Genomic DNA, 25,053 nt, shown 5'->3' with positions numbered 1-25,053 from the left:
AGTGTCGTTGTTTTGACCTTTGATTGATGTTTTTGTGAGCACATCAATCAGGGACATGGCATAGCAGAAAGTCGCTCGAGATTTTCGCCTGATGATGAAACATACATCCTTCATGTTGAATTCAATGAAAATTCCAGTTGTCGAAAAGCTAAAGAAGATCTTTTCCGTAAAGTAGATCTGCGATGTGTCCAGTTTCCATCCAATAGCTTAAACACTAAATTCAGCGCTCGTAATGGCGGGATATTTCATTCAGCTTCGATTGAGTGAAACGAAGCACAAAAAAGAGTTGTGATCTCAGTTTGAGCGTTTTATTGAGAAAATGCTCTGCTTGAGATACAGACATTATTTTTGTCCGGGTCTTTCACGTTCGCAAATAAGTACCCATTCCCCTGATGTGTTGCACCAAACTTCAAACCATTTTCTAGTGCCTTCTGTTTAAATGCTTCAACATCGGAGACAGAAAAAACAAGTTTGATACATGCCTGCCCTAATTTAACGGCAGAACCCGCCTGATGGATTAAAATGACTTCTTTACCCTCCGATGTTTTCAGTGAGATCAAGCGATCTTCCCGAGAGGCGATCAGGTCAAAGTGTTTTGTATAGAAATCAGCAGTCTTTTCGACATCTTTTGCATAGATAATGACGCTTGATAGGGAAACTTTCATCGATCACCTTTCTTTGCCAAACTTTTTAGTCAACAACAGTACATTCACATTGAAAACGGGACGTGTCCAGTGCGACCCGTTGGTTCAGTCAGCACGGCTCAGTTTACACGTTGCACGGCACAAGCATGCTACCGCCCTAAACATTGTCTTACTGAAGGATAGATACCTTGTGTAACAGCCATGATATTCACAGAAGGCACCTGTTTCACGTCTTGGTATGTTTTGGATTTCATATCTGTGTTTTGGAACAAGTTCTGACAGGTTTCACGAGTATTGGTTGTCCCAGCGTTGCAGTGTTTTGGAAGGCCGCTAACTTTCTTTCAACAGACTGAGTGTTTATGATTCAGATACTTGAACTGATTCAGCGAGCACAGGATGTGATGCAATATTCCGATTCACTCAGCCAATTTATTCACAAACTGGCACCGCGCGTAGACGTTTTTACTCAGATACAACTAAATGAACCCTGGGGAATTGCGGATTCACAACGCGAGCGGGGCAGTTTCTGTTATCTGCTCGCCGGGCGTTGCAGGGTTGAAATTGAAGGAGAACCTGCCCTCACTTTGCAGGAAGGCCAGATGGTGCTGCTTCCCTATGGGGATGCTTACCGGGTGATGAGTGAAGCGGGTGTCGAGTGCCAGTCAGTCTCTGAGGTGTTCGATGGCAATAGAGCTGATAATGTCAGCTTTGGAGTGATCGGTGGTACTGGTGCCTCCTGTGAGTTGATGTGTGGGGCGATTACGTTTTCCATGATTCAGCATTGGGGGATGGATGCGACGGCGGTCCGTCTGCCTAGGGTTATGGTTATTGATATTCATCACAGCGAGCGAATGAGCCGCTATATGGCGTGGATCTATCAGGAAAACCTGCAACGTCAGTCAGGTCACCAGCTTGCCCTGAAGCATCTGCTCGAGCTGATGCTGCTGGAGATGATCCGTGGTCTGCCGCATCTGGATATTCATCCGGGCTGGCTCCGGGCAATCAATGACAGGTACCTCTCTCCGGCAGTACTGGCAATTCAGCAAGACTACCGCCGGGACTGGCGGCTGGAAGAGCTGGCGGCAATATCGGCCTTATCCCGATCGGCCTTTGCCGAACGGTTTAAACGCCTGACAGGGAGCACCCCCCTGCAGTATATCCGTCAGTGGCGTTGCTTTATTGCAGCCCAAAAGCTGGCAGAAACCACTCAGTCTGTTCAGGAAATTGCGTTTGAATGTGGCTTTCAATCCAGTGATGTTCTGATCCGGAACTTCAAAGAATTTCACCGCACCACGCCAAAACAATATCGAATGAACGCCCAGAACCGTCAGCGTGATTTCAGCGTTTCTCCCTGAAGTCAGGAAAAATCGATAGATCGTCCAGATGCATCGATACTCAGTCCGTATACAGCCCGCCTGTCTTTCTCCTCTTTTTCGGTTGCCTTAAAGTGGCTGGAAAGGAGGAAACACATGATTGATTGGAACCATAAACCAGTGATCAGCATGAATCTGTTAGCGGGTTCGTTGTCTGTCCGTGTTGGCGCTTTGAGGCATGGATAAACGTTGTTTCCTTCTTCCTGAATTGTGGTGGCACGGATGCCCGTTCCCCCAATTTTTTCCATTGAATTTCGGAGGAAATCTGACTATGACGACACCATTGGTGATTTTAATCCTGCTTTGCAGTCCGTTACTTTTGTCTTACTTCGCCGGAAAGCGGGGGGCTGAAGCGCGTGACCGTTTTGCGAGCTATGGTCTGGGTCTGGCTTTTTTGTTCTTTGCGCTCGGACATTTTGTCGCGACTGAAGGGATGGTTGAGATGTTACCGCCCTGGCTGCCTTTGCGGTATGACATTATTTATCTCACCGGGATGTTTGAAGTGGTCATTGCCATCGGGATCTTCCTGTCTGCTTATCGGCAGGTTGCGGGTCAGGTCGCTATTGCCACTCTGATTTGCTTTTTCTCTGCCAATATTTATGCCGCCTGGCATAGCGTTGGACTCGGCGGACATCAGTGGGGTCCCGGGTACTTGCTGATTCGTGCGCCGCTTCAACTGATCCTGATTGGCTGGGCGTACTATTTCTGTGTGAAACGCCCGTCGTATCAATCAATGACTGATTCAATTTGAAAACCAGAGTTTTTCTTTCCTTGTGTCTTCAGATCGAATCTTTGCTGAAGCGAAAATTCTTGCTGGCTTGTGCATTGCAGGCAAAAGAGTTTTTAATTTGTGGCTGATTCAAGTGCGTTAGATTTGGTATTAAACTGTGTTTTCAATCAGTTGGTGATAAAGGAGTTATCAATGACGAAACGTTTGTATATGACGACATCAGAGCTGACAGGAACAGCACAAATAATTCGGTGTGACGCAGATGAAACAGGATACATTGCAGAGCTGGATGCCACTTTGTTTCACCCACAGGGGGGCGGGCAGCCCAGTGACTTGGGGGAGCTGGAAAATGAGCCGGGTGTGAAGGCGACTGTGCTGCAAGTGAAAGAGGTCGATGGGGTGATTTTGCATTGGCTGGATGTGCCGTTGCCGCCCGGGACTGTCATGATGCGTGTGAATCAGGCCGTCCGTCAGCATCATGCGGCGCTTCATAGTGTGGGTCATGTCATCGGGAATATCGGTCAGCAGTACGGATGGAAACCCGTGAAGGCCCATCACTGGCCGGAAGAATGCCGGATTGAATTCATGCCGGAATCAAATTGCTCTGAATTGGAAGCGGCTGAAATTGAAAAGACACTGTCTGATCTGATTGCTCAGGGCCTGACTTCCAAGATCTATACCGATGAAAAAGGATTCCGTTGGGTCGGTTTCGGTGAGTTATCTCCCTGGCCATGTGGCGGAACACATCTGAAATCACTCAGTGAAGTGAATGGCAAGGTGTTGGCTACGGCCAAAGTGAAAAAGAGTAAACTGATCGTGAAGTACAGCATTGAAGCATCGAATATCGGATGAAAGGAATGAAACATGGTACTCGATCTTCATCGCTGTCTGGGCACGAACAAAGCATAAAATGAGCACTTCAGATAATGTCTGATGGTATGAAGCCAGTCGCCCGGCAGGTATGGCTGGCTTTTGACTTACTGATGCCGGGGCGAAAAAGCATTTAAAATTTGAGTACTTTAATCACATCAAGGACTCTTAATTTTTAAAAAAATCAGGCGATTTCAATCAAATAAATTTATTTTTTATATCAGTGGTTTGATTTGTTTTATTCTCGGATTGATATTAGTGAATGCTATTTTAATTTGTTATTATCATGTTTTTAATTTATGTTTTTTAATAATTATCGCTTGATCTTTTCTCGGGTGTTCTTATAAGATGTAAAAAGAATTCAATTCTGGATTCATAATTTAACTTTAAGTGATTCATCAGATGGATATATCTGATTTTGACTTAATATTATAATAATAAGGAAAGTTCCCCATGAAAAAAATATTAAATTTCTTAAACAGGGACTTGTTCCCGATAAAGCTGCATACTGCATCTGTGATTGTATGCTCTGTTTTAGCCTTGTTCTTTGATCTATGGCAGCTTGCGACCAGCTCAAATGAGTTCCTGGTGTGGGTTTCATTGATATGTCTTACCGTGACTGCATTTGGATGGATTCAGGCAACGAGCAGTGGTTTCAATCTCTATTTGTTGGCATATATTGTTCCGGCGGCATTATTGGCCATCGCGCATGTGCTGGGTGGTGAACACTTGGGGATCAATTCAGGTGACTTCATTACAAGTGCTTATGCGTCGCTGATATCAGCGCTGTTTCCCTTGATTGTTCCTTTGATCACTGTGCCTTGTGTTCTCGTGATCAGCTCATTCACCCGGTGGCTTGAGCAGCAATCGGGCTAAGCTGGGAATCGGCAGAACGTTTATTTAAAGCCAGGATGAACATTGCTCATCCTGGCTTTATCTGACTATGGTTGTATTCAGGTTATTGTTTTTAATTTAAGATTGTTCAACGATTTTAAAAAATGACATTTCCTTCCTGAGATTTTGTGTCAGCGCTAAAATGTCGTCGTTTGCCAGCATGGTTTGATTTGCATTGCTGGTATTCTGCTGCACGATTTGGCTAATCGCTTCCAGCCGTTGTGAAATATCTTTCGTGACCGATGATTGCTCTTCTGATGCCGTTGCAACCAGCGTGTTGATATCTGAAATTTGAGAGACTTGCTCTGAAATCGCCTGAAAAGCATGCGACAGCGCCTGGGTATTCGTCTGAGATTCAGCCACCAGTTCTGTATTTAACTTCATATGATCGTCGGCTCGTTTCGATTGCTCCTGAAGCTGACTGATAATCTGTTGAATATGAATGGTCGATTGCTGGGTTTTTGCTGCCAGAGCCCGGACTTCTTCGGCAACCACTGCAAAACCGCGACCCTGTTCGCCGGCACGGGCAGCCTCAATCGCTGCATTCAGTGCCAGCAGGTTGGTTTGATCCGAAATGCTGTTGATGACCTCGACGACCGAACTGATGTTATCCGAATGGAGTTTGAGGTCATTGATGATCGTGGCAGATTCCGTGATGGTGCTGCCCACGCGCTCGGCAATATGATCCGAACGCTGAAGCGTGCTGGTGCTGTCCGTGATGATGCTGATAGCAGTTCCTGTGGCACTGTCGGCCAGTTGCGCATTTTGCGCGACATCAGAGGCTGTTGATGAAAGCTCTGTGGCCGCAGCTGCAACCTGCTCGACTTCAGAGAGTTCTCGCTGCGCGTTTACGGAGTTACCGTGGATCACTTCTGATATTTGTGACTGATTGGCTCCAAGCTGCCCCAGAATATTTTCCGAGGACTGGATAATGGTGACAATGCTGCGCTGCAGCGTGTGCAGAGACTCCGTAATCAAATCCAGCTCGTTATTGGCAGCGGCAATCTGATTGGGCGTAAAATCGCCGTCAGACATCTTCTGAATGGCTCTGGTAATCTCGGGCAGTACTCTGAGTTCTTTGCGGATAATCCAGAACGAAATCATAAAACCCAGGATACAGGCAACAATAAGCAGGGAAATCGCGAGCTGAATATCTGAATCATATTGTTTCTGGCTGGCCTGATAAATTTTCTGAGAGGTGGACAGCTGGATCTGTATGAGTCCATCAATATGCATCGAGATGGGGTCAATCAAGTCATAAACTTTCTGAACGATTTGATCGGCAGTCTCAGGGTTGTTCCGTGCTTCCTGTAATAATGTAACCAGGTCCTTTTTGATGACCTGAATTTCCATGGACAGTTGATTTGCGATCACTGTTTCTTCAGCAGTTAACGTTGTCGAAGAATATTGTGTCCAGGTGTCTGCCACTTTATCTTTTGCATTCAGTACGGAAGCTTCCAGTCCGCTCTGATTTAAACCACCAATATTCCATTTGTTGAATGCATCCACGACCTCTATCGCGAATGCATCTGAAATTGTTTTTAATTGTTGTAATGGGATGACGCGATCCAGATAGATCGAATTCATTGCCTGCAGCGTGCTTTGATTACCAGACATTTGATTCCAGAAAATCAGAAACATAAACACACACAGTGTCGAAGGGACCACAAGAAGTTTTGTGAAAATTTTTCGTTTCATATGAAATCAGAATAATACCGTGGAAGTATAAAGTGTTGAGTGTGTATGGATATCGGCATCATTAATATTTTTTATACTGCATTTCGTCATATTTACGAGTGAATGTCACACTCGTGCTGGTTATTTCAGCAGTTGTCATGAAAGTGAAATTTTCGAATTCATCGGGTTGCTTATACGTGGCAGCACTTTGCACGGGTATGACTGAACGGCACCAATCCTCATTAAAATGTAAACCTTGATGAACCTTCTTAAGATGCGGATAAAGGCTGTCGTTTTATCCAACCATGATCTGCGATCCTGAAATACCAAAGGAATCATGATTTCCATGAAAACAAGCCAGCGAATCAGTATTCCGGTACTGCTACTGACAGTGATTGCCTGTTCCGGTGAATCCGAAACGGGTTCAGATGTCACAACATCGTCCGCCAGTTCAGGGCAAGAGCGTTCGGATTTCAAGTGTGGAACACTGGGCTTGAATGTGAGTCCGGAGCTCCCGACAGACAGAAGCCGCATGATTGAAGTGTCAGATTATGCGGCCCTGGTGACGGCAATTCACAGCGGGTATGCCTACATCAAGGTGCCGAATGGCGTGACGATTGAGATTCCTAACCAGTCAGCTGCGGTTGTGCTGGGGGAGCATCAAACCCTGTTTGGAGAGCGGGGCATTTCAGACAATCCGGGCAGGTTACGGGTTGCGGCAAATCCGAATCCGACGGAAGACAGTTACCCGGTGATCCGATTATCCAGTTATGCGCGGATAACCGGTTTGATGATTGAAGGGCCAGTTCAGGTCAGCAATACCAGTAAATCGACGATTGGATTGCAGAGTCAAAATGATTCGGAAGGGATTGTCTTTGACAATAATGAGATTTTTGGCTGGCCATGGGCCGGAATATCTCTCAAGCGTTCGAAATCGGCCAAAGTCAGTCACAACTATATTCACCACAATATAAAAACAGAGCTCGGTTACGGGGTGGTGGTGCAAAACGGGGAGACGACTGCGGATATTGAATGCAATATCTTTGATCATAACCGGCATGCAATTGCGGGCTCCGGGGCACTCGGAGAGGGATACACCGCTTCGTATAATCTGGTCATGCAAGGCGGCGGAAAAGCGGCATATCATCAGTTCGATATGCATGCGAAAGATGGTTATGGCGGAAGTTATGTGAAGGTATACAACAATTGGTTTAATTACGGTGATTTTGGGACCGCCAACCGTTCTTCGGTCATGATTCGTGCGATTCCGAGTGAGGGGCCGATTGAGGTGAAGGGGAATGTTTTCAAATCTGACGTGATGATTACCAGTACACAGCCCGCAGTCGATGGTGTCGACGGGTCCATTCCGGATGAAGCGGCTCTCAGAGCGAATAATCAGTTTCTGCAGGCTTTTGAGTTTACGCGAGAGGAAAATGGTCAGTGCATGATGCGTGTGGGCAATCAAACGGTGCCGGTCTTTTGCCGGGCTGTTTCTTTGTAGCGCTGCGATTGACACAGATTGAATGTTTCTGTGCCGCCTTTCTGTTTACGGAAATCATCCGTCTGTCGCGACAGCAAAAAAAAAAGAGTGCAGGACTGCACTCTTTTTGTATGGTTCAGGAGGCTTTTGCCTCGCGTTGTATCTGGGAATTTCCGGCCACCACTTTTCGGGTCAGCGTAATCAGTACAATACTTGAGCCGTAACACAGCAGTTGCATCAGGCTTGGTGCGGCTTTGTACCCGATCAGCGTTTGCAGCGCCTGTCCCAGCATGCTGCTCTGGCTGAGAATATCACTGGTATCCCACACCACCGGAATGATTGAAGGGATCAGATCAACCTGCTCTAAAATACCGGCTGCAGAGCTGACTAAGCCTGCTGCCAGGAGCGTAATCAGCCAGGTCGTCGAGCTGAAAAAGTATTTCGCGGGAATATGCACAATACCTTTGTACATGATCACGCTGATCACTAAACCTGCCGCGAAACCCGTGAATGAACCCAGAATAATGCCGGGCACATCTTTTGAGGATGCGAGCATGCCATTCAGGAACAGAACGACTTCGGCACCTTCCCTGAGCACTGCAAGGCCAACAATCAGGGAGAGTGCGTACAGTGGCTGTTCACCGGAAATGATCCTGTGCTTCACGGAGGAAATGTTATTCGCCAATGCTTTGCCGTGAGTCGACATCCAGATGATGTGCCAGGAAAGCATCAGGGCAGCTAACAGCAAAATGGCCGTATTGAGCAGGTCCTGTCCCAGACCATCAAATAAACCAATCAGGTAATTCATGGATGCTGCAACCCAAACAGAACCAATAATTCCTGCAATGATTCCTGAAGTGACCCACCGGGTTCGGTTTGGAATTTGTTTCGTTACCCCAAGAACAATAGAAACAATCAAACTTGCTTCAAACAGTTCTCTGAAAACAATAATTGCTGCACCTGAGTTCACAATATGATCCTGATTATTTAACGATGATGTGGCCAATCATTGTGTCTTCGTGGAATTCACCCACGAATTTATAGGTCCCTTCTTCCATCGGGCGAAGGATTACAAAACCCTGATTGTTACCCGGAATGATTTTTTCAACATGTAATGCGTGGCTTTCAAATTCTTCAGCATTTTCATCCTGGTTTTTAATCACGAGCTTCACTTTTTGTGCTGCCGGAATGGTTAATTCAGCCGGATGAAACTGGTGATCTTTCATGATCAGTTCATATGTTGGCATCTCGGCAAGAGAGGCAAAAGAGGTCAGTAAAAGGGATGCCAGAGCCGTGTTTTTCAGTAACTTCATCATGTGTTTGTTAGCCTTATGTAAAATGAACCGTCTGAGATTATATGGGGAGAACATAAATGTAAATGGGAATGATTGGCGATAGTCTTTTGTTTTTCGCAGGCTGACAGCTAACTTATTGAAATTCATTTGTGATGTTTTAATTTTGCAATCAAAGTTATCTTTTTTGTTACTCATTTTATTTCACATGAGGTTTTTAAGAGTTATTTCACTGCTGAGTTTTGCATATATATGGCCACAGGTTTATAAAAATATCATCCGGCAAGGCCGGATTAAAAATACTGGCACAGTTGTATATCAAATAAAGATGCGGGCGCCACAACAATGGCTGACGCACCGGATTGTGTGGTGTCACCCAGCAGGATGCCGCCGTATTCGCTTCCCTTGGTCCTGTCGGCACTTGTGTGCTTTGCCGCTGACACCATCACCATTGTGAAAATACGCTGCAAACAGGGGGGGAGGGGTGACCAGCATCTTTGGCTGCCCAGAGGAAAAGCGTGAAAAAGATGACGGTAGATGACGGTACAGAAGTGGGCCTGCCATGCGGTTGTTTCATCAAGGTGATTTAGGATAGTTTATTCTGAATCTGCTGTAGTTGCGTCTGAATGGCTTGATTCTGAAAAATGATGATCTTCAAAGTCACATATTTTATGAAAGATAAAACTCATCATCATTGCTTATTTTTAATGGTCAATGCACGAGGCTGTAAATATTACAGGCTGAAATTTCAGAATGACTGTAATCGCTGTTAAATTGACTGCTTGTTTATTTTTAGTGTGCTTCACTGCGTTTTGTTTTTAAATGGATTGTCGGAGGTGGTCGCAAATAAATGAAATAAAATCATTACCTTAGAAGTCGGTCATGCACGCAGAAAAACAATCTGAGACCCAAAGTTTTATTTGTTACCATCCACATCAAACAGCTTCCATGCAACAGGCGCTCAGCCAGTTTTGTGAATGGCTCAATAGTGATCAGGCTTTTGATGATTCTTATACTTCAGTTTGTTTTCAACCTGAAGCCGAGATTAATGAAGCGCTCAAAGATATTCTCCATCAGCCGTTGATGAAAGCCACACTGGCATTGAAATCGATTGATGCCTGGCAGCACAGAGATAATTTGTCTGCGTTACTGAACCCGGAAGAAGTCTTTTTTCTTTTTGCCTGTCTGGACACCGATTTGAAAGAGGCGGTCGTGAAGGCGGGTGATGCAATTCGACAGACTTCGCGAAAGCTGAATCATCCTGAATCGATGCGTTTGAATGACACCGAAGTGTGTGGTGTTGTGCCTTTATATCAGATTGGTTTTGCCTATCCTGAATACGCTTACTTACTGGCAGGCTGTCTGGTGACGGACTGGAATGAGTCTTTTGCCGGTTACGCGCTGAATTTGCCGGCTTTGCTGGTGGCGCATCATGGTTACAGCGAGCATCTGATGAAGGCGTTCTGCTACTGTGATAACGATATCGCCCGTGGACGTATGTTCTCCTCATGCGACCTGAAAGGACCGGACAATCATCTGATTCAGGTGGATTTCAGAAGGCATACCCGTCTGGTGGATATTTTCCGGAAAGACTCAAAAGAGATAGGCAGGTTCCTGAGCCAATTGGCACAGCGTTTTGAGGACCAGACTTATGTCTTTCCGGCCGCGAGTGACCGGCAAACATTTGATGTGGCCCACCAGTTCGCATTGACCGTTTGTCATCCTGATGATCAGGCGGCGTTGAATTACGCAACTGATGATTTGTCGTTTGATTTGCCATTCGTTGAGGATATGTCTGCCGAGCAGTTTGCTGCTGAGATCAAAGCGGTGATTCCAGCGGAGTTCGGGTCTGATGATTTATACCTGGAAACCGAAGTCGACGACGCTGATGACGAGGAAGAAGATGATAAGAAAGATGATTTCGAAATAGGTCAGTGTGTTGCTGCCTGGGAGGATTTCATTACGGGTGCGTTGCCGCAGGGGAAAGCATTGTGGCGTTACGTTGAATCAGGAGAGAACGCGTCCGTTCTTGAGCAAGTCGAACCCTGCGATATCCTCAGTCTGGCGCTTGCAGGACAGTATCATCTGCATCGGCAATTAGTCCGGTTTTCAATACGGCAGGAAGACTTAGACTGTTGCTTGCCTATGCATTTCTTACTTGGGCTAAGCAGTGACTGGTTTATGAGAGGTGTCGTGACCGCTGATGAAGTTGAGTTGAATCGGCACAAGTGCATTCGTTTGCTTGATCTGATTTACAGGCTGAAAAATCAGGCCCCTTTTTCCGATGAAATGGTGTTTATCGTACTTGGAAAAATTGGTCTGATGCCTGCTGAAGATTTCTATACACGATACGGTTGTGATTGGAAGTCTTTCTTTTTGGGGGGATTTAAAGAATTTAAATCCGACAGTGGCATGCTGGGTTACTCGTTTCATTTTTGTAATCAGTTACTTGATGAACATCGGGAGTATGCAAAGTCCTTTTTGACGCAAATCATTCAAGATCCGAAACATAAGTCAGCCGGTATGGCGTTGCTCGCCGGGCTTTACTTTATTCGTTACTATCTCGACAAACACCATCCACTTTTTTCTCACAGTAAAGCGCTTCTGGAGCAAGAACTTGGGAAGGGGATGGTGGCTCACCTGCGTGCCTGGTGTGCAAACGAAGTGGCGTTGGATCATATTGAATGCACGCTTTACGGACGTGATGACGATGAAGATCTGGGTCATTATGAACAACCGATTACAGAGGCCCAGGAACAGGCGTTTATTTTGGTTGAAGACTATCTTCATGCCCGAAACGATGTCAGCAGGGAGGAGTCTGTCAAAGCGCTGCAGACCATTTTGGAACAGAACCAAGATGCGAGTGAAGATACGTTTTGTCACGGTTATTTAGAAAGTAGCAATGGGGCAAAATATTGGTTGAGTGCGGCACATCAATTGGCGAAATATAAAGCCAATATCGGGGAGATCAGTCGCAGGTTTTTATCCCTCTGGATCGAAATTGCACCGGCGCAGGTGGCGAACGTGATTTCAGAACAGTTCCCTGTCGAAACGGATGTGGCTGCAATTGTTCATCATGTGCGGGAGATCGTCGGAGAAGAGATTGGAGAACTTCAGGAAACTGTGGTTCTGATGACGACCCTGATTCAGTCGGAAGACGAGGACGTGAAACCCATTCTGGAAAAGTATGGCGTGCGCTACACCTCTGAAAAACAGTCACCGGATAATTCTCAGAAGATCCATTCAGTCGTCAGTTATCTGAGAAAAGAGGATAAGCAGAAGTTCTTTAAGATGCTTGTCGAACAATACCCATCGCTTCGGTGGTATGAATATTTTGATACCGCATTATTGGATGAGATTCGCGAGCAGATCAGGGATGAGATTATTTCATATCTGATTGCACAAGAGGTGGAATTACCGGACGACGACGCGATTCTGAAACCATTAGAGGATGAAATTCTGACTTTCTTTACCGGGCAAACAAGTCTGGAAGAAGCATTGGACAAACTGCGCTTGTATCAGGTTGAGTCATTCCAAGAAAAGTTCACGAGAGTCAATCTGAATTCTTTATTGTGGCATACGAGCCCGGAACTTCGTCGACGCGTTCTCAAGTTGAGTGCAGCACTGTCTGATCAAGCGTTGCATGATTGTTATGACAGCAGCCAGCTCAGTGAAACCGATTATACGCAGCAGTTGTGTGAGGCCGGAATTACACTGGAAAGACTGCTGGCGTATTTTATCGAACATGATTTATATACGGCGATTCGTTATCTGGCGGAGCAGCATGACTTATTCAGCACGATTCGCGGACTCAGCGAGCACCATAAGCTGAATTTACTGAAATCGCTGTCGGTTCTGGATGGTCAGATGCAATTGGTGGAGCAATTTTCGGATAATGACTCAGCGCAGGTTCGTGATTTGGTCAGTCGGATTCGTGAGGGCCAGTATCATCACCGGATATATGGCACGTTAATCGATCGGGTCGATGAAGGTATTTACACCACGAACGATGATGCACTTGAACTGGTACTTCAGGAAAAACCAAATGCACCAATCAATCTGACTGATTATTTGGTGCTGGAAAGTAACTCCAGAATGGTTGAAGCGGTCATGGGACAGATATTCGGAATGAAACTTGCCTACCGGCCGGAAAAGGACGGACTGACTTATCCGAAAGAAGTTGCGGTGAAATTAAAAGTACATCACCCGGAAGATCACGGTGTGCCTGTGACGGGAATGCATGCTATCAAAGCGAATACAGAATATTTCTTTGGGTGGTCTCTGGCGACGAAACAGTTATGCCGACCTGGTCGTTATGATATTGAGATTTTGGCAGAGAATCAGCAGGTTTTGTTGCGTAAAACCTTTCATGTGGTGATGGTTGCTGAAGCAAAAGGCTCCCGACTACCGGAACTTAAAGCATTACTGAACAGCGATACAGTGCAGCAGGAGATGCTCCCGCCACTGTCATTTGGCAAGGGGGAGATCACGGTTGTTGATCCGGCCCGAGAGAATGAGGCTGTAGTTTTACCGTATTTGCTGGGTGAAGCGCCTGTTCCTGCAACAATTTACCGGGAACAGGATCAGGTGGTTGGTCTGGCTGTCGGGCAACTGGATTCGGTCAAACAATGGCGACATGGTTGTAATGCCTCATATTTGTGGCTTGAACGTCATCTGAAATCACAGACGGTGCTTGTTGGCGATAAAACCACAATGGATAAGGTTTTGGCTGAGCCAGACCAACGTTGGCAACAGGTGCCGGGTGAAGTGCCATTTCGTGTGTACCGGCCTGAAGGTCATGATGAATCTGCACTGATTGCACTCCGTGATAAATACCAGGGACATCATATTTTCTTCGGTTTTGATCAGCAGGAAGACGTGTGTTGTTATTTCATCATGAGTCGTCGGCTGAGCTGGTGGGATCGGCTGGTGAGCTGGTTCTTTCGTCAGGAAGGACACCGTCGCTTTGCCCGTCGGAAACAAAACGAGACTGCATCAGCATCAGGGGCTTAATACGACCGGTTGATACAAATCATCTTTTGTTCGGCCACTGCAGCAGCAGTGGCCATCAGCGATGGATTATTTGAATTTTCTGTTTGCATGAAACTGTGAAAGTCACAATAAAAATGAGTCCTCAGTTAATTTTCACTGAGGATGGTTTTTTATTGATTCAGACTGAAATTGAAATTGGATCAAAATCTCTTATTGAGATGTTTTTGGCGTGATGAATTTCATTTCAATAGAATGAATACGGATTCGATTCATTTTCTGATACGTATAATTCAAATATTAAATTGGATTTTTAAATGTTGAATCAAGCTCTGAATTTGAATGATTTATTCAATGACTGTCATTTTGACGGGGGGAATGGTGAAAATGACAGGCTGTACTTTCATAATCAAAGTTGTCTTAAAAAACAATGAGTAATACGATCATTTTCACCAGATTTCTTCAGGGGTTCTGGGTGTCAATAATCTGAGTGCTTTATCGCCACAGGCTTTTTCAGGCCATGTTAGAGCAGAGTGATCGAATGGTTAAAACGTTTCATAGTACTGCACAAACCAGTAAAGAAAATAAATCTAAGATAAAAGATTTCTCTTCCGTAGAAAGAGCGAAGCCTGAGGCCACATCAACTCAGAACGCTGCTCATCAGGAGAAAAAACTGAATCGTTCACCGGGTGTTCTTTTTTCTCATCAGGTGAAGTCTGTGAACGGCGATATTGACATTCCCTCTGCATGGAAACAAACGGTTGATGCTGAGCGAAGTGCAGAAACCGAGATTTCAAATCATGACTACCTGAAAGTCCGGACTTACTCAGGTGAGATCACGATTGAAAGTACGACCGATCAGATCGAATTTTGTAATCATCTTTCCAAGCGTTTTCAGACGGTTCAGGGTGAACTGTCAGACTACGCCAAACTTGGGAAAGTGGATCAATTAACCGATCTGGGTTCATCCGTGATTGATATTGCGAAAAGTATCGATATTTCTATCTTCAATCCCAAAAAGATGACCAGTCGAATCGCAACATTGATGCGAACGAAAAAAGGAAAAATTGAGTTTGTAAAACACGAATTTGATTTTGCCTGCGATCAGATAGACGCAAAAATTGACTCAGTTTTTCAGGATTTAACGTCAATGAAGTCGACGTTGTCTGAATTTGAAGCGCGGATGTCGGAAGTGCAGTCCATTTATCAGGAGCTGGAGCTGAGAATTCTGGCAGCCCGGGTGAAACTGACCGCATTTACCGCCGAAATCAATTCAGATACATCCGTGAGCCGGTCGTCTGATCCGTTTGCCGCCGATAAGCTTTCGACTCAGAAAGAGGCGATCTCCCGCTGGGAAAGGAAAATTTCAAACCTGCAGGTGCTGCGTCAGTCTTTGCTGATGACCTTGCCTCAGCTCAAGCTTTATTCCTCGAATCTGGTGAATGGTTTCAGCCGGATAGAAGAAATTCGCACCAACATTATTCAGGTGTGGAAACAGCAGTTTTTAACTGCCATTGCGCTTCATGAGAAAAGTGAAGTCTCTCTGTATTACGAACTCAACGATGTTCAGGAAAAGTTATTCGCCAGTATCATGGAGCTGAATAAAAATGACCTTTAAACCTGTTTTTGTAAACACTGCAACGCCTGCGACGGCGGTCCAAACCGCTGAAGTACAACAAGCCCCGGTTGCTCTTGAGCAGGCAGTCATCCAGGCTGCTGTTGATCAGGCGATGGGGCAGTATCAGTCTGAGCTTGAACAATGTCAGATTGATACCCGTGTGTTAAGCACAACCTTAGTCAGCCAGTTGTCTCAAGTGGATGTCTACAGTCCGAATGGGGTTGCGACGCTGGGTGATGCTTCTGCTCAGAAGATCAGCAGCTATTCCGATGACATGCTCAAGCATGTGAAGTGTAAAGATCTGGAGCATATGGCCGGGAACCTGAATGAGGTGATTGGTCTGGCGAAGGGCGTGAATATTGAAGCCCTGATGGGCGAAAACAGTTTCTTCTCGAAGCTGGTTGCGAAGGTGAAGAACACCAAAGAAAAAATTCTGGCGCAGTTCAATTCTGTGAATACACAGCTTGAGCGGCTGGTGAAAGAAATTGATAAACAGCAGTCCAACCTGCGTGAGCGGGCGCATCAGCTGGACAATGTCTTTATCCATAATATGAATGAGTATAAAGAACTGTCTGCCAGTATTGTGTTCGGCGAAGCCAAGCTGTACCTGATTCAGCAGAAAATCGAAGGGTTGGCTGAAGAAGCGGCGACCTCTCCGTTTCTGGCTCAGCAGGTGAGTGATCTGAAAGATATTGCCGCCCGAGTAGAAAAACGCGTGTACGATCTGAAATCACTGCAAATGCTCGCGCTGCAAACGGCGCCGATGATCCGCATGGTGCAGACCAACAACCTGACTCTGGTCGAGAAATTCGACAACATCAAAACACTCACCATTCCGGCCTGGAAGAAGCAATTCACCCTGGCGATCACCATGCTGGAGCAGAAGAAAGCGGTCCAGCTCAGTAACAAGATCGATGACACCACCAATGATCTGATTCGGAAGAATGCCGATATGCTCCGCCAGAACACCCTGGATGTCGCACGCAGCAATCAGCGCTCTGTAGTGGATATCGAGACCCTTGAACATGTTCAGACCACACTGATCAGCACCTTGCAGGATGTGGTCACGATTGAGCAGGAAGGCGCAAGACAGCGTCAGGCTGCCAGCCAGAAAATGGAATCCATGAAAACAGAATTACTGTCTGTTCTGTCCCAATAATCATCAATAGAGAATAAAAAACTATGGCTATTAATTTAGAGAAAGGGAACACCATTAACCTGCAGAAAGCGGAACCGGGACTGGTCAATCTTCGTCTGGGTTTAGGCTGGGATCCGGTCTCAAGCGCGGCTCAGTTCGATATCGATTCTTCTGCTTTCATCTGCCGTCATAACGCACAGGGCGAGCCAAAACTGATTTCTGACGGTCACTTCGTGTTTTACAACAACCTGAAGTGTCCGCAGGGTGCTGTGGTCCACACCGGTGATAACCGTACCGGTAACGGCGATGGTGATGATGAAGTCATCAAAATCAACCTGACCAGCATGTCTCCTGAAGCCGATGAGATTTCTCTGATTGTGACCATTCACGATGCACCGGCACGGAATCACAACTTTGGTATGGTCCGTAACAGCTACATCAAGCTGTATAATGAAGACTCAGGTCAGCTGATTGCACAGTTTAATCTGGGCAATGAATTCAGCAATGAAACGTCTGTTCAGTTCGGCTCTCTGTTTAAAGAAAATGGTCAGTGGAACTTTAAAGCGGTAGGTGCAGGTTACCAGCTGGGTCTGGTGGACTTTGTCAACGGTTACCAGTAATTCACCGATCAGGACGAGAGTTTTATGGCTATTAACCTAGAGAAAAACAGCACGATTTCCCTGACGAAGACAGCGACAGTCGAGCTGAAAAAACTGACCCTGGGACTGGGCTGGAGTCCGGTAAAACCAACCGGATTTTTCAGCGCAATTTTCAGCGATGGTGATATCGATCTGGATGCATCCTGCGTGCTGCTGGATGAGACCGGCGAAGTGCTGGATATCGTCAGCTATCAGAAACTGAAATCAAAATGTAAAAGCGTGCTTCATCAGGGCGATAACCGCACCGGTGAAGGGGACGGCGATGATGAGCAGATTAAAATTAATCTGGAAAAACTGCCGAACAACGTCGCGTATATGGCACTGACAGTGAACAGTTTCCGTGGTCAGCCTTTCAGCAAGGTGGACAACGCTTACTGCCGCGTGATGGACCAGACTCAAACTGAAGTCTGTCGTTTCACGCTGTCGGAGCAGGGGAAGCACACCGGCATTTATATTGCGCTGCTGTCCCGTCAGGGCGGGGAATGGCATTTCTCTGCGAAAGGTGTGCCGGTTCAGGGCACTCACGTTAATGACATGCTCCCGACGATTTGCGGGTCTCTGTAAGCGACCAACGTTTCTGATTCAAAAGCCATGAATGTTTTCATGGCTTTTTTTATTCCTGTCTGATGATTTGAGGATGAAGATGCAACGCTTGTATTCCCCCGGACAAGTCGCCGCCGCAACATTTCTTGGCGGACCACTCGCAGCCAGTTACATGTTGAACCGAAATTTTATTGCGCTCGGAAATCCGCTTAAAGCAAAGGATGTTGCTCAGTCAGGCTGTTGGTTGACAGTAATCTTGACATTTTTTCTCGGGTTGTTATCCGAGGAATTTTCAGGATTTCTCTTACCCTTTGTATTTGCTTTTGCAACTTACCAATACGCGAGAAATAACCAGATATCAAAAGAGGAGATTGAACAATCTCAGGAATATCAATTTTTCTCTGATTGGAATGTTCTGGTTGTTTCTGTTGCTACACTTTTGATTCACATTGCCTTTCTCTGCTTTGTTCTGTCTTTTTATGCTTCAGTCGGTATTTTGAAAGCATAATCATTTCCGGCAGAACGAGCGCGCTGGAAGGCAATGGACGCCTTCCAACTATTCCCCTGAAGCTTCGCTTTGCAATTCCTGCCCTGTTCAAACAGATCTGATCAACGCCGGTTGTTCCATTTTCCGGCCAGTAAGATTCCAGTTAAATTGCTCGCTCATAATCGTACTACTCAGTACATTTTCTGCATCTGTCAGTCAGAAGAAGTTGCTACGATGATGAAAAAAATCTTAATTGCCCTGAGCGCGGTCACAACGCTGTTGCTGGGCGGATGGAAATACTGGGAAGACCAGGATTATGTCACCACAGATAATGCGTATGTGAAGGCTGATATTACTGTCGTCTCCCCTGAAGTGAGCGGGAGTGTGGTTGAGCTGTTCATTCAAGATAACCAATGGGTGCAGGCTGGTGACCCCTTGTTTGCCATCGACAGCCGGGATTATCAGGCCAATGTGAATATCGCGAAAGCTGCCATCGAGGTAGCCAAATCCGCACTGAACAATAATGCGTCACGGATCAGGTTACAACAGGTCAGTATTGAGCAGGCAACGGCTGCAATTAAAGGGGCGAAAGCCAATGCCGCGTTGCAGCACTCTGAAAGGGAGCGGTTCAGTAAACTGCTGCGTTCTTCATCAGTGAGCCAGACCGCTTTTGATAATCAGAATACCAAAGCCATTGAAGCTGAGGTGAAACTGAAAAATGCCTACCTCGTCCTGGAAGCCTCTAAAAAACAATTAGATACCCTGTCGGCGGAGCGTGAGCAACTGAAGGCGCAGCGTCAGCAGGCAGAGTCCAAGCTGGCGCTGAATACCATTGCTTTGAATCGCACCATTGTGAAAGCCCCCGTCGACGGATATATCGCCAATCGCCAGGTTCAAACCGGAAAATTTGTTCAGCCGGGCTTGGGTGTCGTGACGCTGGTACCGAGTGAGGTATGGCTGGAGGCTAATTTCAAAGAAACGCAGTTAGCGCATGTTGTTGTTGGTCAGACCGTCAATGTTGTGCTGGATATGTTCCCGGACAAGCCGCTTCAGGGGGTTGTCGATTCCGTGACACCGGCGACAGGGGCGCAGTTCAGTCTGCTGCCGCCACAGAATGCCACCGGAAACTTTGTGAAGGTTGTTCAGCGGGTGCCGGTGAAAATCAGACTGAATTTGCCAGATCACCTGCAGGGCCGGATATACCCGGGTCTTTCAGCCATTGCCAGTGTCCGGATCATCCGGTAATCCGTACAGATTTACGGAAGGAGCTCGAGTATGAATCGTTCGTTTTCTCTGGCCTTACTGGCGGTCATCGCCATGTTACCGGTGGGTCTGACTTCAGCGATGTTCAGGGCGATGTCAACGCATATGGCCGTCACCAATGGCCTTTCACCGGATGAGATGAGCCACCTCGATATCGGGTTCATGATGACGCAACTGGTGATGCTGTTGCTGGCGCCTCTGATCTTGCGCAGGTGCAGAATCAATGTGGCGCTGCGCAGGGCACTGATGATGGCTGCCGTTTCCCATCTGGTGATTGCGGTGACTGATCATGCCCCCCTTTTACAGGCAGGTGCCTGGCTGGCGCTTGGTGCCTGTGCCAGCCTGATTCTGGTCAGTCTGAACCTGTTGATCCTGGCCAGATGTCGCTACCGGACAATAACAGTGATAACGGCTTTGATCCTGCTGTGTTCGACGTTGCTGCCGATGGGGGTCTATCCCTGGCTGCTGTCCTGGCTGGCGGAGGAAACAGCCTGGCAGTTTCTGTCTTATCTTCTCGCGGGCATGCTGCTGACCGCGCAGTTGATGGCTGAGTGGGTGACGGATATCAGACAGCCGCAGCGTGAGCGGAAGTCGAATGTGCTGCCTTACCTGCTGATGACCGGCTGTCTGGTACTGATTGCCTATTTACTGATGCGGGGCAGTTATTACAACTGGTTTGATCATCCGCGTTTCCGGTGGATGACCGGGGTGACGGCCATGCTGGCTTTGGGAGCACTAGTTCTGATGCAGGCCGGGCAGCGGTCTGGTCATACCCTGAACCGGAAGTTACTGACGAATCTGCACAATAACGTCTTTATGTATAACGGATTTCTGGCCGGATTTGGCGTGATGGCCAGCGGGGCTCTGGTGGCAAACTTTCTTTCTCATGTGATGCATTACAGTCATGAGAATGCGGGACTGATCCAGCTGCCGTCGTTCCTGGCCATGCTGGCCGGGATGCTGCTCAGCGTTGTGGCCGCAAACCAGCATCGCTTCCCGCGCGATATGATCACGCCGATTGGCGTCCTGATGATTATCGGCTCGGTCGTCATGTTCAGTCATTTACCAAGCTATGCTGGCCCGGATGAACTGCTGTTTCCACTTTGTTTACGGGGGCTGGGCGTCGGTTTGCTCAATGTGTCAGTGACCATTGCGATGCTGGCTCATTTTAAGCCTGATCATCGCCCGGAAGGGATCAGTGTGTTTTATATCTTCCGGACACTGGGTGGATTGGCGGGGTCTGCAATTTTTGCCCGTATCATGCAGATCACCCGTTACGAGTCGATGAGTGAACTTGCCCGGACTCTGGATAACGGCGGACAGGCGGTTGAGCAATACACTCAGGCAATGAAGCATCTGGCACTGACTCAGGGATATCTGCCTTCCGGAACGCTGAGTGCAGGACAGCTCAGCCAGACGCTGAAACTGGAAGCATCAACGCTGGCACTCAGTAACACATTTCTGGCTTTCGTGATCGCGATTCTGTTGCTGGCCCCGGTGATGATCATCGGGAAAAAACTGGTTGCGAGGCATCAATCGACGTCTTGCTGATCAGCCAATGACTCTGGCTGAAGTTGGTATTTTGCAGCGGCTTCAGCGAAATGCTCAGCCAGGAAGTCGATCAGTAACCGGACCCGTCTCGGAATTTGTTCACGGTCATGATAAATCAGATTCACCGGCAAACAGCGGCGGTGTTGCCGGCCGAATAACGGCATCAGCGCCTGAGAATTCAGAGCGGAGAGGGCCTGAATATCCGGCAGCATCGCCACGCCGAAGCCTTGCCGGGCCAGGGTCAGTGCCATGTCTGGCGAGTCGACGAGAGTGATGTTGGCGCTTCCCAGATCTAAGGCGCGTAAGGGGGACTGAAACCACCACTGCTTGGGCTGATCCTGCGACAGTTCCCGGAAAATGATCCGGTGGCTGAGCAGATCTTCCGGCTCAGCCGGAGTCCCGAATTCAGCAAGATAATCCGGGCTGGCATAGTAATCGGCGTACATCTGACCAATTGTCTTGCCAATCAGGTTGCTGGTGACAGGTTTATCCAATTGGATCAGCAGGTCAAACCGGCGTTTGGGAATATTGCGCTGCACGACATCCTGCGCATGGAATGCCAGTTCAACCCCGGGATACTGGCGGCAGAAATTTTTCAGGAGCTCACCCAGACACTTCAGGAGCGGGGAAACACAGAGAATGCTGATTTTCCCGGCAACCCCCTGACGATGGTCCGCCATTTCCTGCTCCAGCACCTTGAGCTGTGCGAGGATCTCCCGGCTGCGTTCATAAAATATTTCTCCCGCTTCCGTCAGTGTAAAGTACCGGGCGCTCCGGCTGATGAGCTGAACGTTGAATTCTTCTTCCAGTGCTTTCACTTTCCGGCTGACACTGGATTTTGGCATCGCCAGAAAATCCGCGGTCTGAGTGATCCCGCCTTGTTCGACCACATGCTGAAACAGCTGTAATGAGTCCAGTTTTACGGATGACATGATTTTCTCCCGGTATGCCAGTACAGCGTCATCGCCCGATGTGTGTTGGGTGGTAGATGCGGATAAAAGCATCTACGGCTTGACGGATTTGCAGGGTCAGCTGCTCGTCATCCGGCAATGATTTCCCGAGTAATGCCAGATAGAAAAAATTCTGCTTCAGCATGGCCAGCAGATGCGTGCAGGCTTGATTCGCGGAGGGGATCGTCAGCTGTTGTGTGACGGCTTCTGACTTCAGGTACGAGGCCAGGTGATGATGTTGATTCTCTGGCCCGTTGGCCAGAAAGAAATCTGTGATGTCGGCATCTTGGTGAAAATCTGCCGAAACTATCCGGAATAATCCCAAGACCGGATTTGAGCACAGACGTTTGACGTACCCCAGCCCGAAATGCACCAGACACGCATCAACTGGATGATCCGGGTGTTCCGGAAAACTGAATACTCCCTCAAGCGATTCAAGGTTGTGCGCCAGTACGGCTTTGAACAGTCCCTCTTTGGAGCTGAAATAGCGATACAGCGTTTGTTTGGAGCCTCCGCAATGCTGAACAATCTGATCCAGGCTGGTGTCTCTGTAGCCCTGTTCCAGAAAAAGAACGGTGGCAATCTCGATGATTTTTTTCTGTTTCTCAATAGTCGATGGACGCATCACAACTCTGACTTCAAAATCGTACTCATTAGTACACTTGTTAATTATAAGTTTCTTTGTCGCTTAAAGATACCGCACCGTGATTGTGTTTATGCTTCTGGGGGTTCCGGGCATGTCGTGAAAGTGCGGATTGTTTTGGAAATGTACAGGTCCTCAGGTTGTCTGAGATTTTGATAGCAACGTTTTATTGCTCATATTCAACGGATTGTGTCTGATGCTTCCTGTCTGTCACCGGCGCGTTTTCAGCAGAACGCGACCGGTTGTGTGGGAGTTCAACGCTGATTGTTCATTTTCGTGCTGAAATCGTTTTGAAATTGCTCAGCAAATCGCTCGCACCAGTTGATGACTTTTTGATACAGGTGAATTCCTTTAAGGCATAAAATGTTGTGAAAATGTGCAATCACTTCAAATATTGCAAGCTGACAATTAAATAAGTGGATCGATGCATAAGCTTTTTGCTCAAATTGAGTAACTTATTGGTTTATCGTTGCTGTCCGGACCGCCGCTTTTCTGATGTATAGGCACGCAGGCAGTAGTGATGATGCAGGCCACTTTTATGAAATTCTAATTTGAGTCTTTTTGGCGTCAGGGTTTATCAAAATGAAAAAAATCATCGTCATGGTTGTCTGTGCGATGTTCGCTATCGCTGCGATAGCAAGCATCTCGTCAACCTCCTATATTTCCCATCAGGAAATAGACAGTATCATTCTGAAGCGGTCGCAGGCTCAGGCCGAATTGCTGGCGAAGAATGTGGAATACGTGCTTGAAACGTCCACAAAGCCGATGGCGGATTTGCAGGCCTTTGTGACGTCACTGAAGCAACGAAATGACATCAGTTACGCGGTTGTCATTGATACGAACATCAAGGCTGTGGCGCACAGTGACGCGCAAAAACTGAACAAAGTCTATGACGATAACTACACCGTTGAAGGTGCGGGTCATGGCAAACCGAAGCATTCCAAATGGTATGCCGACGTTCAGAAAGTCTGGGTGTATGACATCATGACGCCGGTTTACTTGAACGGTAAATTATACGGTTCCTTTGACGTGGGGATTCCGATTACTGAAGTGGATAATGCCGCCAAAGAAATTATGTTTGCTCAGCTGACCGCGATTGTACTGATTTTCGTGGTTTGTGCCGTCATTCTGATGTGGCTGCTGGGCAGACTGTTCCAGCCGCTGACCGGTCTGCAGCAGGCGCTGGAAGATATTTCTCAAGGGGACGGTAACCTGACGGTTCGCCTGCCAGTCAAAGGGAACGATGAAATCGCCAATATCTCTGCTGCCTTTAACACCTTTGTCGGCAAAATTAACGACATTATTGTGCAGGTTGTTAACACTGGCGTGGGTCTCGGAAGCACGGCTTCGTCACTGCGCGAGCAATCGGTGCATGCTTTGTCCCGCGGTCAGGAGCAGAGTGAACAAACCCTGCTGGTGGTCACCTCGATGAACGAAATGATCGCGACTATCAACGAGATCTCCAATAACGCAGCGGGTGCAGCTGAATCGGCGGGTTCTGCAAACAGCCAGACTCAGGCGGGTCGTCAGACGCTGCAAACGGCAACGAACACCATCAATCATTTGGCCGAAGAAATGAATAATATGTCGGTGGTGATTGCGACGCTGGCCGATAAAACGCAGTCGATCGGTTCCATTCTGGAAGTGATCCGCGGCATTTCAGAGCAGACCAACCTGTTGGCACTGAACGCGGCCATTGAAGCGGCCCGTGCCGGTGAAGCCGGTCGTGGTTTTGCTGTGGTTGCTGATGAAGTCCGGAATCTGGCGACGAAAACATCGCAGTCCACGGATGAAATTCAGAACATGATTGACCAGCTTCAGCATGAAGCCAAAAATGCCGTGGATGCGATGGAAAGCAGCAAATCGCTGACTGAAGACGGCACCAAGGCGACAGAAAACGCCCTGACAGCTTTGGAAGAGATTTCCCGTCAGGTGGTTGCGATTCTGGACATGAATACGCAGGTCGCCACCGCGACCGAACAGCAGTCCAGCGTGGCGAATGAAATCAACGTCAACATGGATACAGTCAATCAGGCCGTTCAGGCCGGACTGGACGCCAGCACCGAACTGGAAAAAACCAGCCAGGAACTGGCGGCACTGGCTCAGACACTCGATCGTCTGGTCGGCGCCTTCAAACTCACCCGATAACCCGACTCCAGCCGCGGATGCACCTTGCTCCGCGGCGTTTCCTTTCTTATTTTCTTGCTGCTTTGACCCTCGCCCGGATACGTTGAGACGCTATTTTAGGTATT

20 protein-coding genes are annotated in these 25,053 nt (G+C 47.4%); 14 read left to right on the top strand and 6 right to left on the bottom strand.

Going from position 1 to position 25,053, the window contains the following annotated elements; genetic code table 11:
- Positions 1-308: 308 nt before the first annotated feature.
- Positions 309-665, bottom strand: a complete 357-nt coding sequence (locus SPK40_RS17035) for a VOC family protein (protein ID WP_330961300.1) — start codon at positions 663-665, stop codon at positions 309-311.
- A gap of 338 nt (positions 666-1,003) precedes the next feature.
- On the opposite strand from SPK40_RS17035, the gene SPK40_RS17030 reads away from it, so the two are divergent.
- From SPK40_RS17030 to SPK40_RS17015, 4 genes are all read left to right on the top strand, one after another.
- The gene (locus SPK40_RS17030; protein WP_330961299.1) at positions 1,004-1,999 is read left to right on the top strand and encodes an AraC family transcriptional regulator; all 996 of its coding nucleotides are present in this window, start codon (positions 1,004-1,006) and stop codon (positions 1,997-1,999) included.
- 289 nt (positions 2,000-2,288) lie between these two features.
- Positions 2,289-2,768, top strand: coding sequence for a DoxX family protein (locus SPK40_RS17025; RefSeq protein WP_248143084.1), 480 nt, complete (start codon positions 2,289-2,291; stop codon positions 2,766-2,768).
- Positions 2,769-2,939: 171 nt separating this feature from the next.
- Complete coding sequence (locus SPK40_RS17020; RefSeq protein WP_330961298.1) at positions 2,940-3,599, top strand: hypothetical protein; 660 nt, start codon at positions 2,940-2,942, stop codon at positions 3,597-3,599.
- Between the two features lie 471 nt (positions 3,600-4,070).
- The gene (locus SPK40_RS17015; protein ID WP_330961297.1) at positions 4,071-4,493 is read left to right on the top strand and encodes a hypothetical protein; all 423 of its coding nucleotides are present in this window, start codon (positions 4,071-4,073) and stop codon (positions 4,491-4,493) included.
- Between the two features lie 96 nt (positions 4,494-4,589).
- On the opposite strand, the gene SPK40_RS17010 is transcribed toward SPK40_RS17015, so the two are convergent.
- Positions 4,590-6,209, bottom strand: coding sequence for a methyl-accepting chemotaxis protein (locus tag SPK40_RS17010; RefSeq protein WP_330961296.1), 1,620 nt, complete (start codon positions 6,207-6,209; stop codon positions 4,590-4,592).
- A 325-nt stretch (positions 6,210-6,534) separates the two neighbouring features.
- Here SPK40_RS17010 and SPK40_RS17005 point away from each other — a divergent pair, with 325 nt between their 5' ends.
- The gene (locus SPK40_RS17005; protein ID WP_330961295.1) at positions 6,535-7,689 is read left to right on the top strand and encodes a right-handed parallel beta-helix repeat-containing protein; all 1,155 of its coding nucleotides are present in this window, start codon (positions 6,535-6,537) and stop codon (positions 7,687-7,689) included.
- A gap of 115 nt (positions 7,690-7,804) precedes the next feature.
- Here SPK40_RS17005 and SPK40_RS17000 read toward each other — a convergent pair whose 3' ends face one another.
- Positions 7,805-8,638 (bottom strand): FTR1 family iron permease, encoded by an 834-nt coding sequence (locus SPK40_RS17000; protein WP_330961294.1) that lies wholly within the window; start codon positions 8,636-8,638, stop codon positions 7,805-7,807.
- 13 nt (positions 8,639-8,651) lie between these two features.
- The gene (locus SPK40_RS16995; protein ID WP_330961293.1) at positions 8,652-9,158 is read right to left on the bottom strand and encodes a cupredoxin domain-containing protein; all 507 of its coding nucleotides are present in this window, start codon (positions 9,156-9,158) and stop codon (positions 8,652-8,654) included.
- 750 nt (positions 9,159-9,908) lie between these two features.
- On the opposite strand from SPK40_RS16995, the gene SPK40_RS16990 reads away from it, so the two are divergent.
- From SPK40_RS16990 to SPK40_RS16955, 8 genes are all read left to right on the top strand, one after another.
- Positions 9,909-13,973 carry a hypothetical protein gene (locus SPK40_RS16990; protein WP_330961292.1) on the top strand — a complete coding sequence of 1,355 codons (4,065 nt, stop codon included), beginning with the start codon at positions 9,909-9,911 and terminating at the stop codon, positions 13,971-13,973.
- 517 nt (positions 13,974-14,490) lie between these two features.
- Positions 14,491-15,567, top strand: coding sequence for a toxic anion resistance protein (locus SPK40_RS16985; RefSeq protein WP_330961291.1), 1,077 nt, complete (start codon positions 14,491-14,493; stop codon positions 15,565-15,567).
- On the top strand, positions 15,557-16,726 hold the full coding sequence (locus SPK40_RS16980) for a toxic anion resistance protein (RefSeq protein WP_248143104.1): 1,170 nt from the start codon (positions 15,557-15,559) through the stop codon (positions 16,724-16,726). Before SPK40_RS16985 ends, SPK40_RS16980 begins: the two co-directional genes overlap by 11 nt.
- Positions 16,727-16,749: 23 nt before the next feature.
- Positions 16,750-17,325 (top strand): TerD family protein, encoded by a 576-nt coding sequence (locus tag SPK40_RS16975; RefSeq protein WP_248143105.1) that lies wholly within the window; start codon positions 16,750-16,752, stop codon positions 17,323-17,325.
- Between the two features lie 24 nt (positions 17,326-17,349).
- A complete protein-coding gene (locus SPK40_RS16970) occupies positions 17,350-17,928 on the top strand; it encodes a TerD family protein (protein ID WP_248143106.1) in 579 nt (192 codons plus the stop codon).
- Between the two features lie 79 nt (positions 17,929-18,007).
- Positions 18,008-18,415, top strand: coding sequence for a hypothetical protein (locus tag SPK40_RS16965; RefSeq protein ID WP_330961290.1), 408 nt, complete (start codon positions 18,008-18,010; stop codon positions 18,413-18,415).
- 216 nt (positions 18,416-18,631) lie between these two features.
- The gene (locus SPK40_RS16960; RefSeq protein ID WP_330961328.1) at positions 18,632-19,639 is read left to right on the top strand and encodes an HlyD family secretion protein; all 1,008 of its coding nucleotides are present in this window, start codon (positions 18,632-18,634) and stop codon (positions 19,637-19,639) included.
- 30 nt (positions 19,640-19,669) lie between these two features.
- Entirely contained in the window at positions 19,670-21,208 is a 1,539-nt protein-coding gene (locus SPK40_RS16955) for an MFS transporter (RefSeq protein ID WP_330961289.1), read from the top strand.
- Here the strand turns inward: SPK40_RS16955 and SPK40_RS16950 are convergent.
- Together SPK40_RS16950 and SPK40_RS16945 are read right to left on the bottom strand one after the other, a co-directional pair.
- Positions 21,190-22,140 carry a LysR family transcriptional regulator gene (locus SPK40_RS16950; RefSeq protein WP_330961288.1) on the bottom strand — a complete coding sequence of 317 codons (951 nt, stop codon included), beginning with the start codon at positions 22,138-22,140 and terminating at the stop codon, positions 21,190-21,192. The genes SPK40_RS16955 and SPK40_RS16950 overlap by 19 nt on opposite strands.
- Positions 22,141-22,168: 28 nt before the next feature.
- Positions 22,169-22,783, bottom strand: a complete 615-nt coding sequence (locus tag SPK40_RS16945) for a TetR/AcrR family transcriptional regulator (protein ID WP_330961287.1) — start codon at positions 22,781-22,783, stop codon at positions 22,169-22,171.
- 633 nt (positions 22,784-23,416) lie between these two features.
- Here SPK40_RS16945 and SPK40_RS16940 point away from each other — a divergent pair.
- The gene (locus SPK40_RS16940; protein WP_248143366.1) at positions 23,417-24,949 is read left to right on the top strand and encodes a methyl-accepting chemotaxis protein; all 1,533 of its coding nucleotides are present in this window, start codon (positions 23,417-23,419) and stop codon (positions 24,947-24,949) included.
- Positions 24,950-25,053: the final 104 nt, after the last annotated feature.

Source organism: Photobacterium sp. 53610 (genome assembly GCF_036409375.1).
In the GTDB taxonomy this organism is placed as follows: Bacteria; Pseudomonadota; Gammaproteobacteria; order Enterobacterales; family Vibrionaceae; genus Photobacterium.
The sequence above is the reverse complement of the archived record's forward strand: the minus strand, read 5'-3'. Positions and strand labels throughout refer to the sequence as shown.

What these genes read in the sequence shown, in the direction of transcription:
- SPK40_RS16950 (WP_330961288.1), bottom strand. Translation starts at nt 22,140, where the DNA reads ATGTCATCCGTAAAACTGGACTCATTACAGCTGTTTCAGCATGTGGTC.
- SPK40_RS16990 (WP_330961292.1), top strand. Translation starts at nt 9,909, where the DNA reads ATGCAACAGGCGCTCAGCCAGTTTTGTGAATGGCTCAATAGTGATCAG.
- SPK40_RS16945 (WP_330961287.1), bottom strand. Translation starts at nt 22,783, where the DNA reads ATGCGTCCATCGACTATTGAGAAACAGAAAAAAATCATCGAGATTGCC.
- SPK40_RS16940 (WP_248143366.1), top strand. Translation starts at nt 23,417, where the DNA reads ATGTTCGCTATCGCTGCGATAGCAAGCATCTCGTCAACCTCCTATATT.
- SPK40_RS16975 (WP_248143105.1), top strand. Translation starts at nt 16,750, where the DNA reads ATGGCTATTAATTTAGAGAAAGGGAACACCATTAACCTGCAGAAAGCG.
- SPK40_RS16995 (WP_330961293.1), bottom strand. Translation starts at nt 9,158, where the DNA reads ATGAGTAACAAAAAAGATAACTTTGATTGCAAAATTAAAACATCACAA.
- SPK40_RS17030 (WP_330961299.1), top strand. Translation starts at nt 1,004, where the DNA reads ATGATTCAGATACTTGAACTGATTCAGCGAGCACAGGATGTGATGCAA.
- SPK40_RS16960 (WP_330961328.1), top strand. Translation starts at nt 18,632, where the DNA reads ATGAAAAAAATCTTAATTGCCCTGAGCGCGGTCACAACGCTGTTGCTG.
- SPK40_RS16985 (WP_330961291.1), top strand. Translation starts at nt 14,491, where the DNA reads ATGGTTAAAACGTTTCATAGTACTGCACAAACCAGTAAAGAAAATAAA.
- SPK40_RS16955 (WP_330961289.1), top strand. Translation starts at nt 19,670, where the DNA reads ATGAATCGTTCGTTTTCTCTGGCCTTACTGGCGGTCATCGCCATGTTA.
- SPK40_RS16970 (WP_248143106.1), top strand. Translation starts at nt 17,350, where the DNA reads ATGGCTATTAACCTAGAGAAAAACAGCACGATTTCCCTGACGAAGACA.
- SPK40_RS16965 (WP_330961290.1), top strand. Translation starts at nt 18,008, where the DNA reads ATGCAACGCTTGTATTCCCCCGGACAAGTCGCCGCCGCAACATTTCTT.
- SPK40_RS17005 (WP_330961295.1), top strand. Translation starts at nt 6,535, where the DNA reads ATGAAAACAAGCCAGCGAATCAGTATTCCGGTACTGCTACTGACAGTG.
- SPK40_RS17025 (WP_248143084.1), top strand. Translation starts at nt 2,289, where the DNA reads ATGACGACACCATTGGTGATTTTAATCCTGCTTTGCAGTCCGTTACTT.
- SPK40_RS17035 (WP_330961300.1), bottom strand. Translation starts at nt 665, where the DNA reads ATGAAAGTTTCCCTATCAAGCGTCATTATCTATGCAAAAGATGTCGAA.
- SPK40_RS17010 (WP_330961296.1), bottom strand. Translation starts at nt 6,209, where the DNA reads ATGAAACGAAAAATTTTCACAAAACTTCTTGTGGTCCCTTCGACACTG.
- SPK40_RS16980 (WP_248143104.1), top strand. Translation starts at nt 15,557, where the DNA reads ATGACCTTTAAACCTGTTTTTGTAAACACTGCAACGCCTGCGACGGCG.
- SPK40_RS17015 (WP_330961297.1), top strand. Translation starts at nt 4,071, where the DNA reads ATGAAAAAAATATTAAATTTCTTAAACAGGGACTTGTTCCCGATAAAG.
- SPK40_RS17020 (WP_330961298.1), top strand. Translation starts at nt 2,940, where the DNA reads ATGACGAAACGTTTGTATATGACGACATCAGAGCTGACAGGAACAGCA.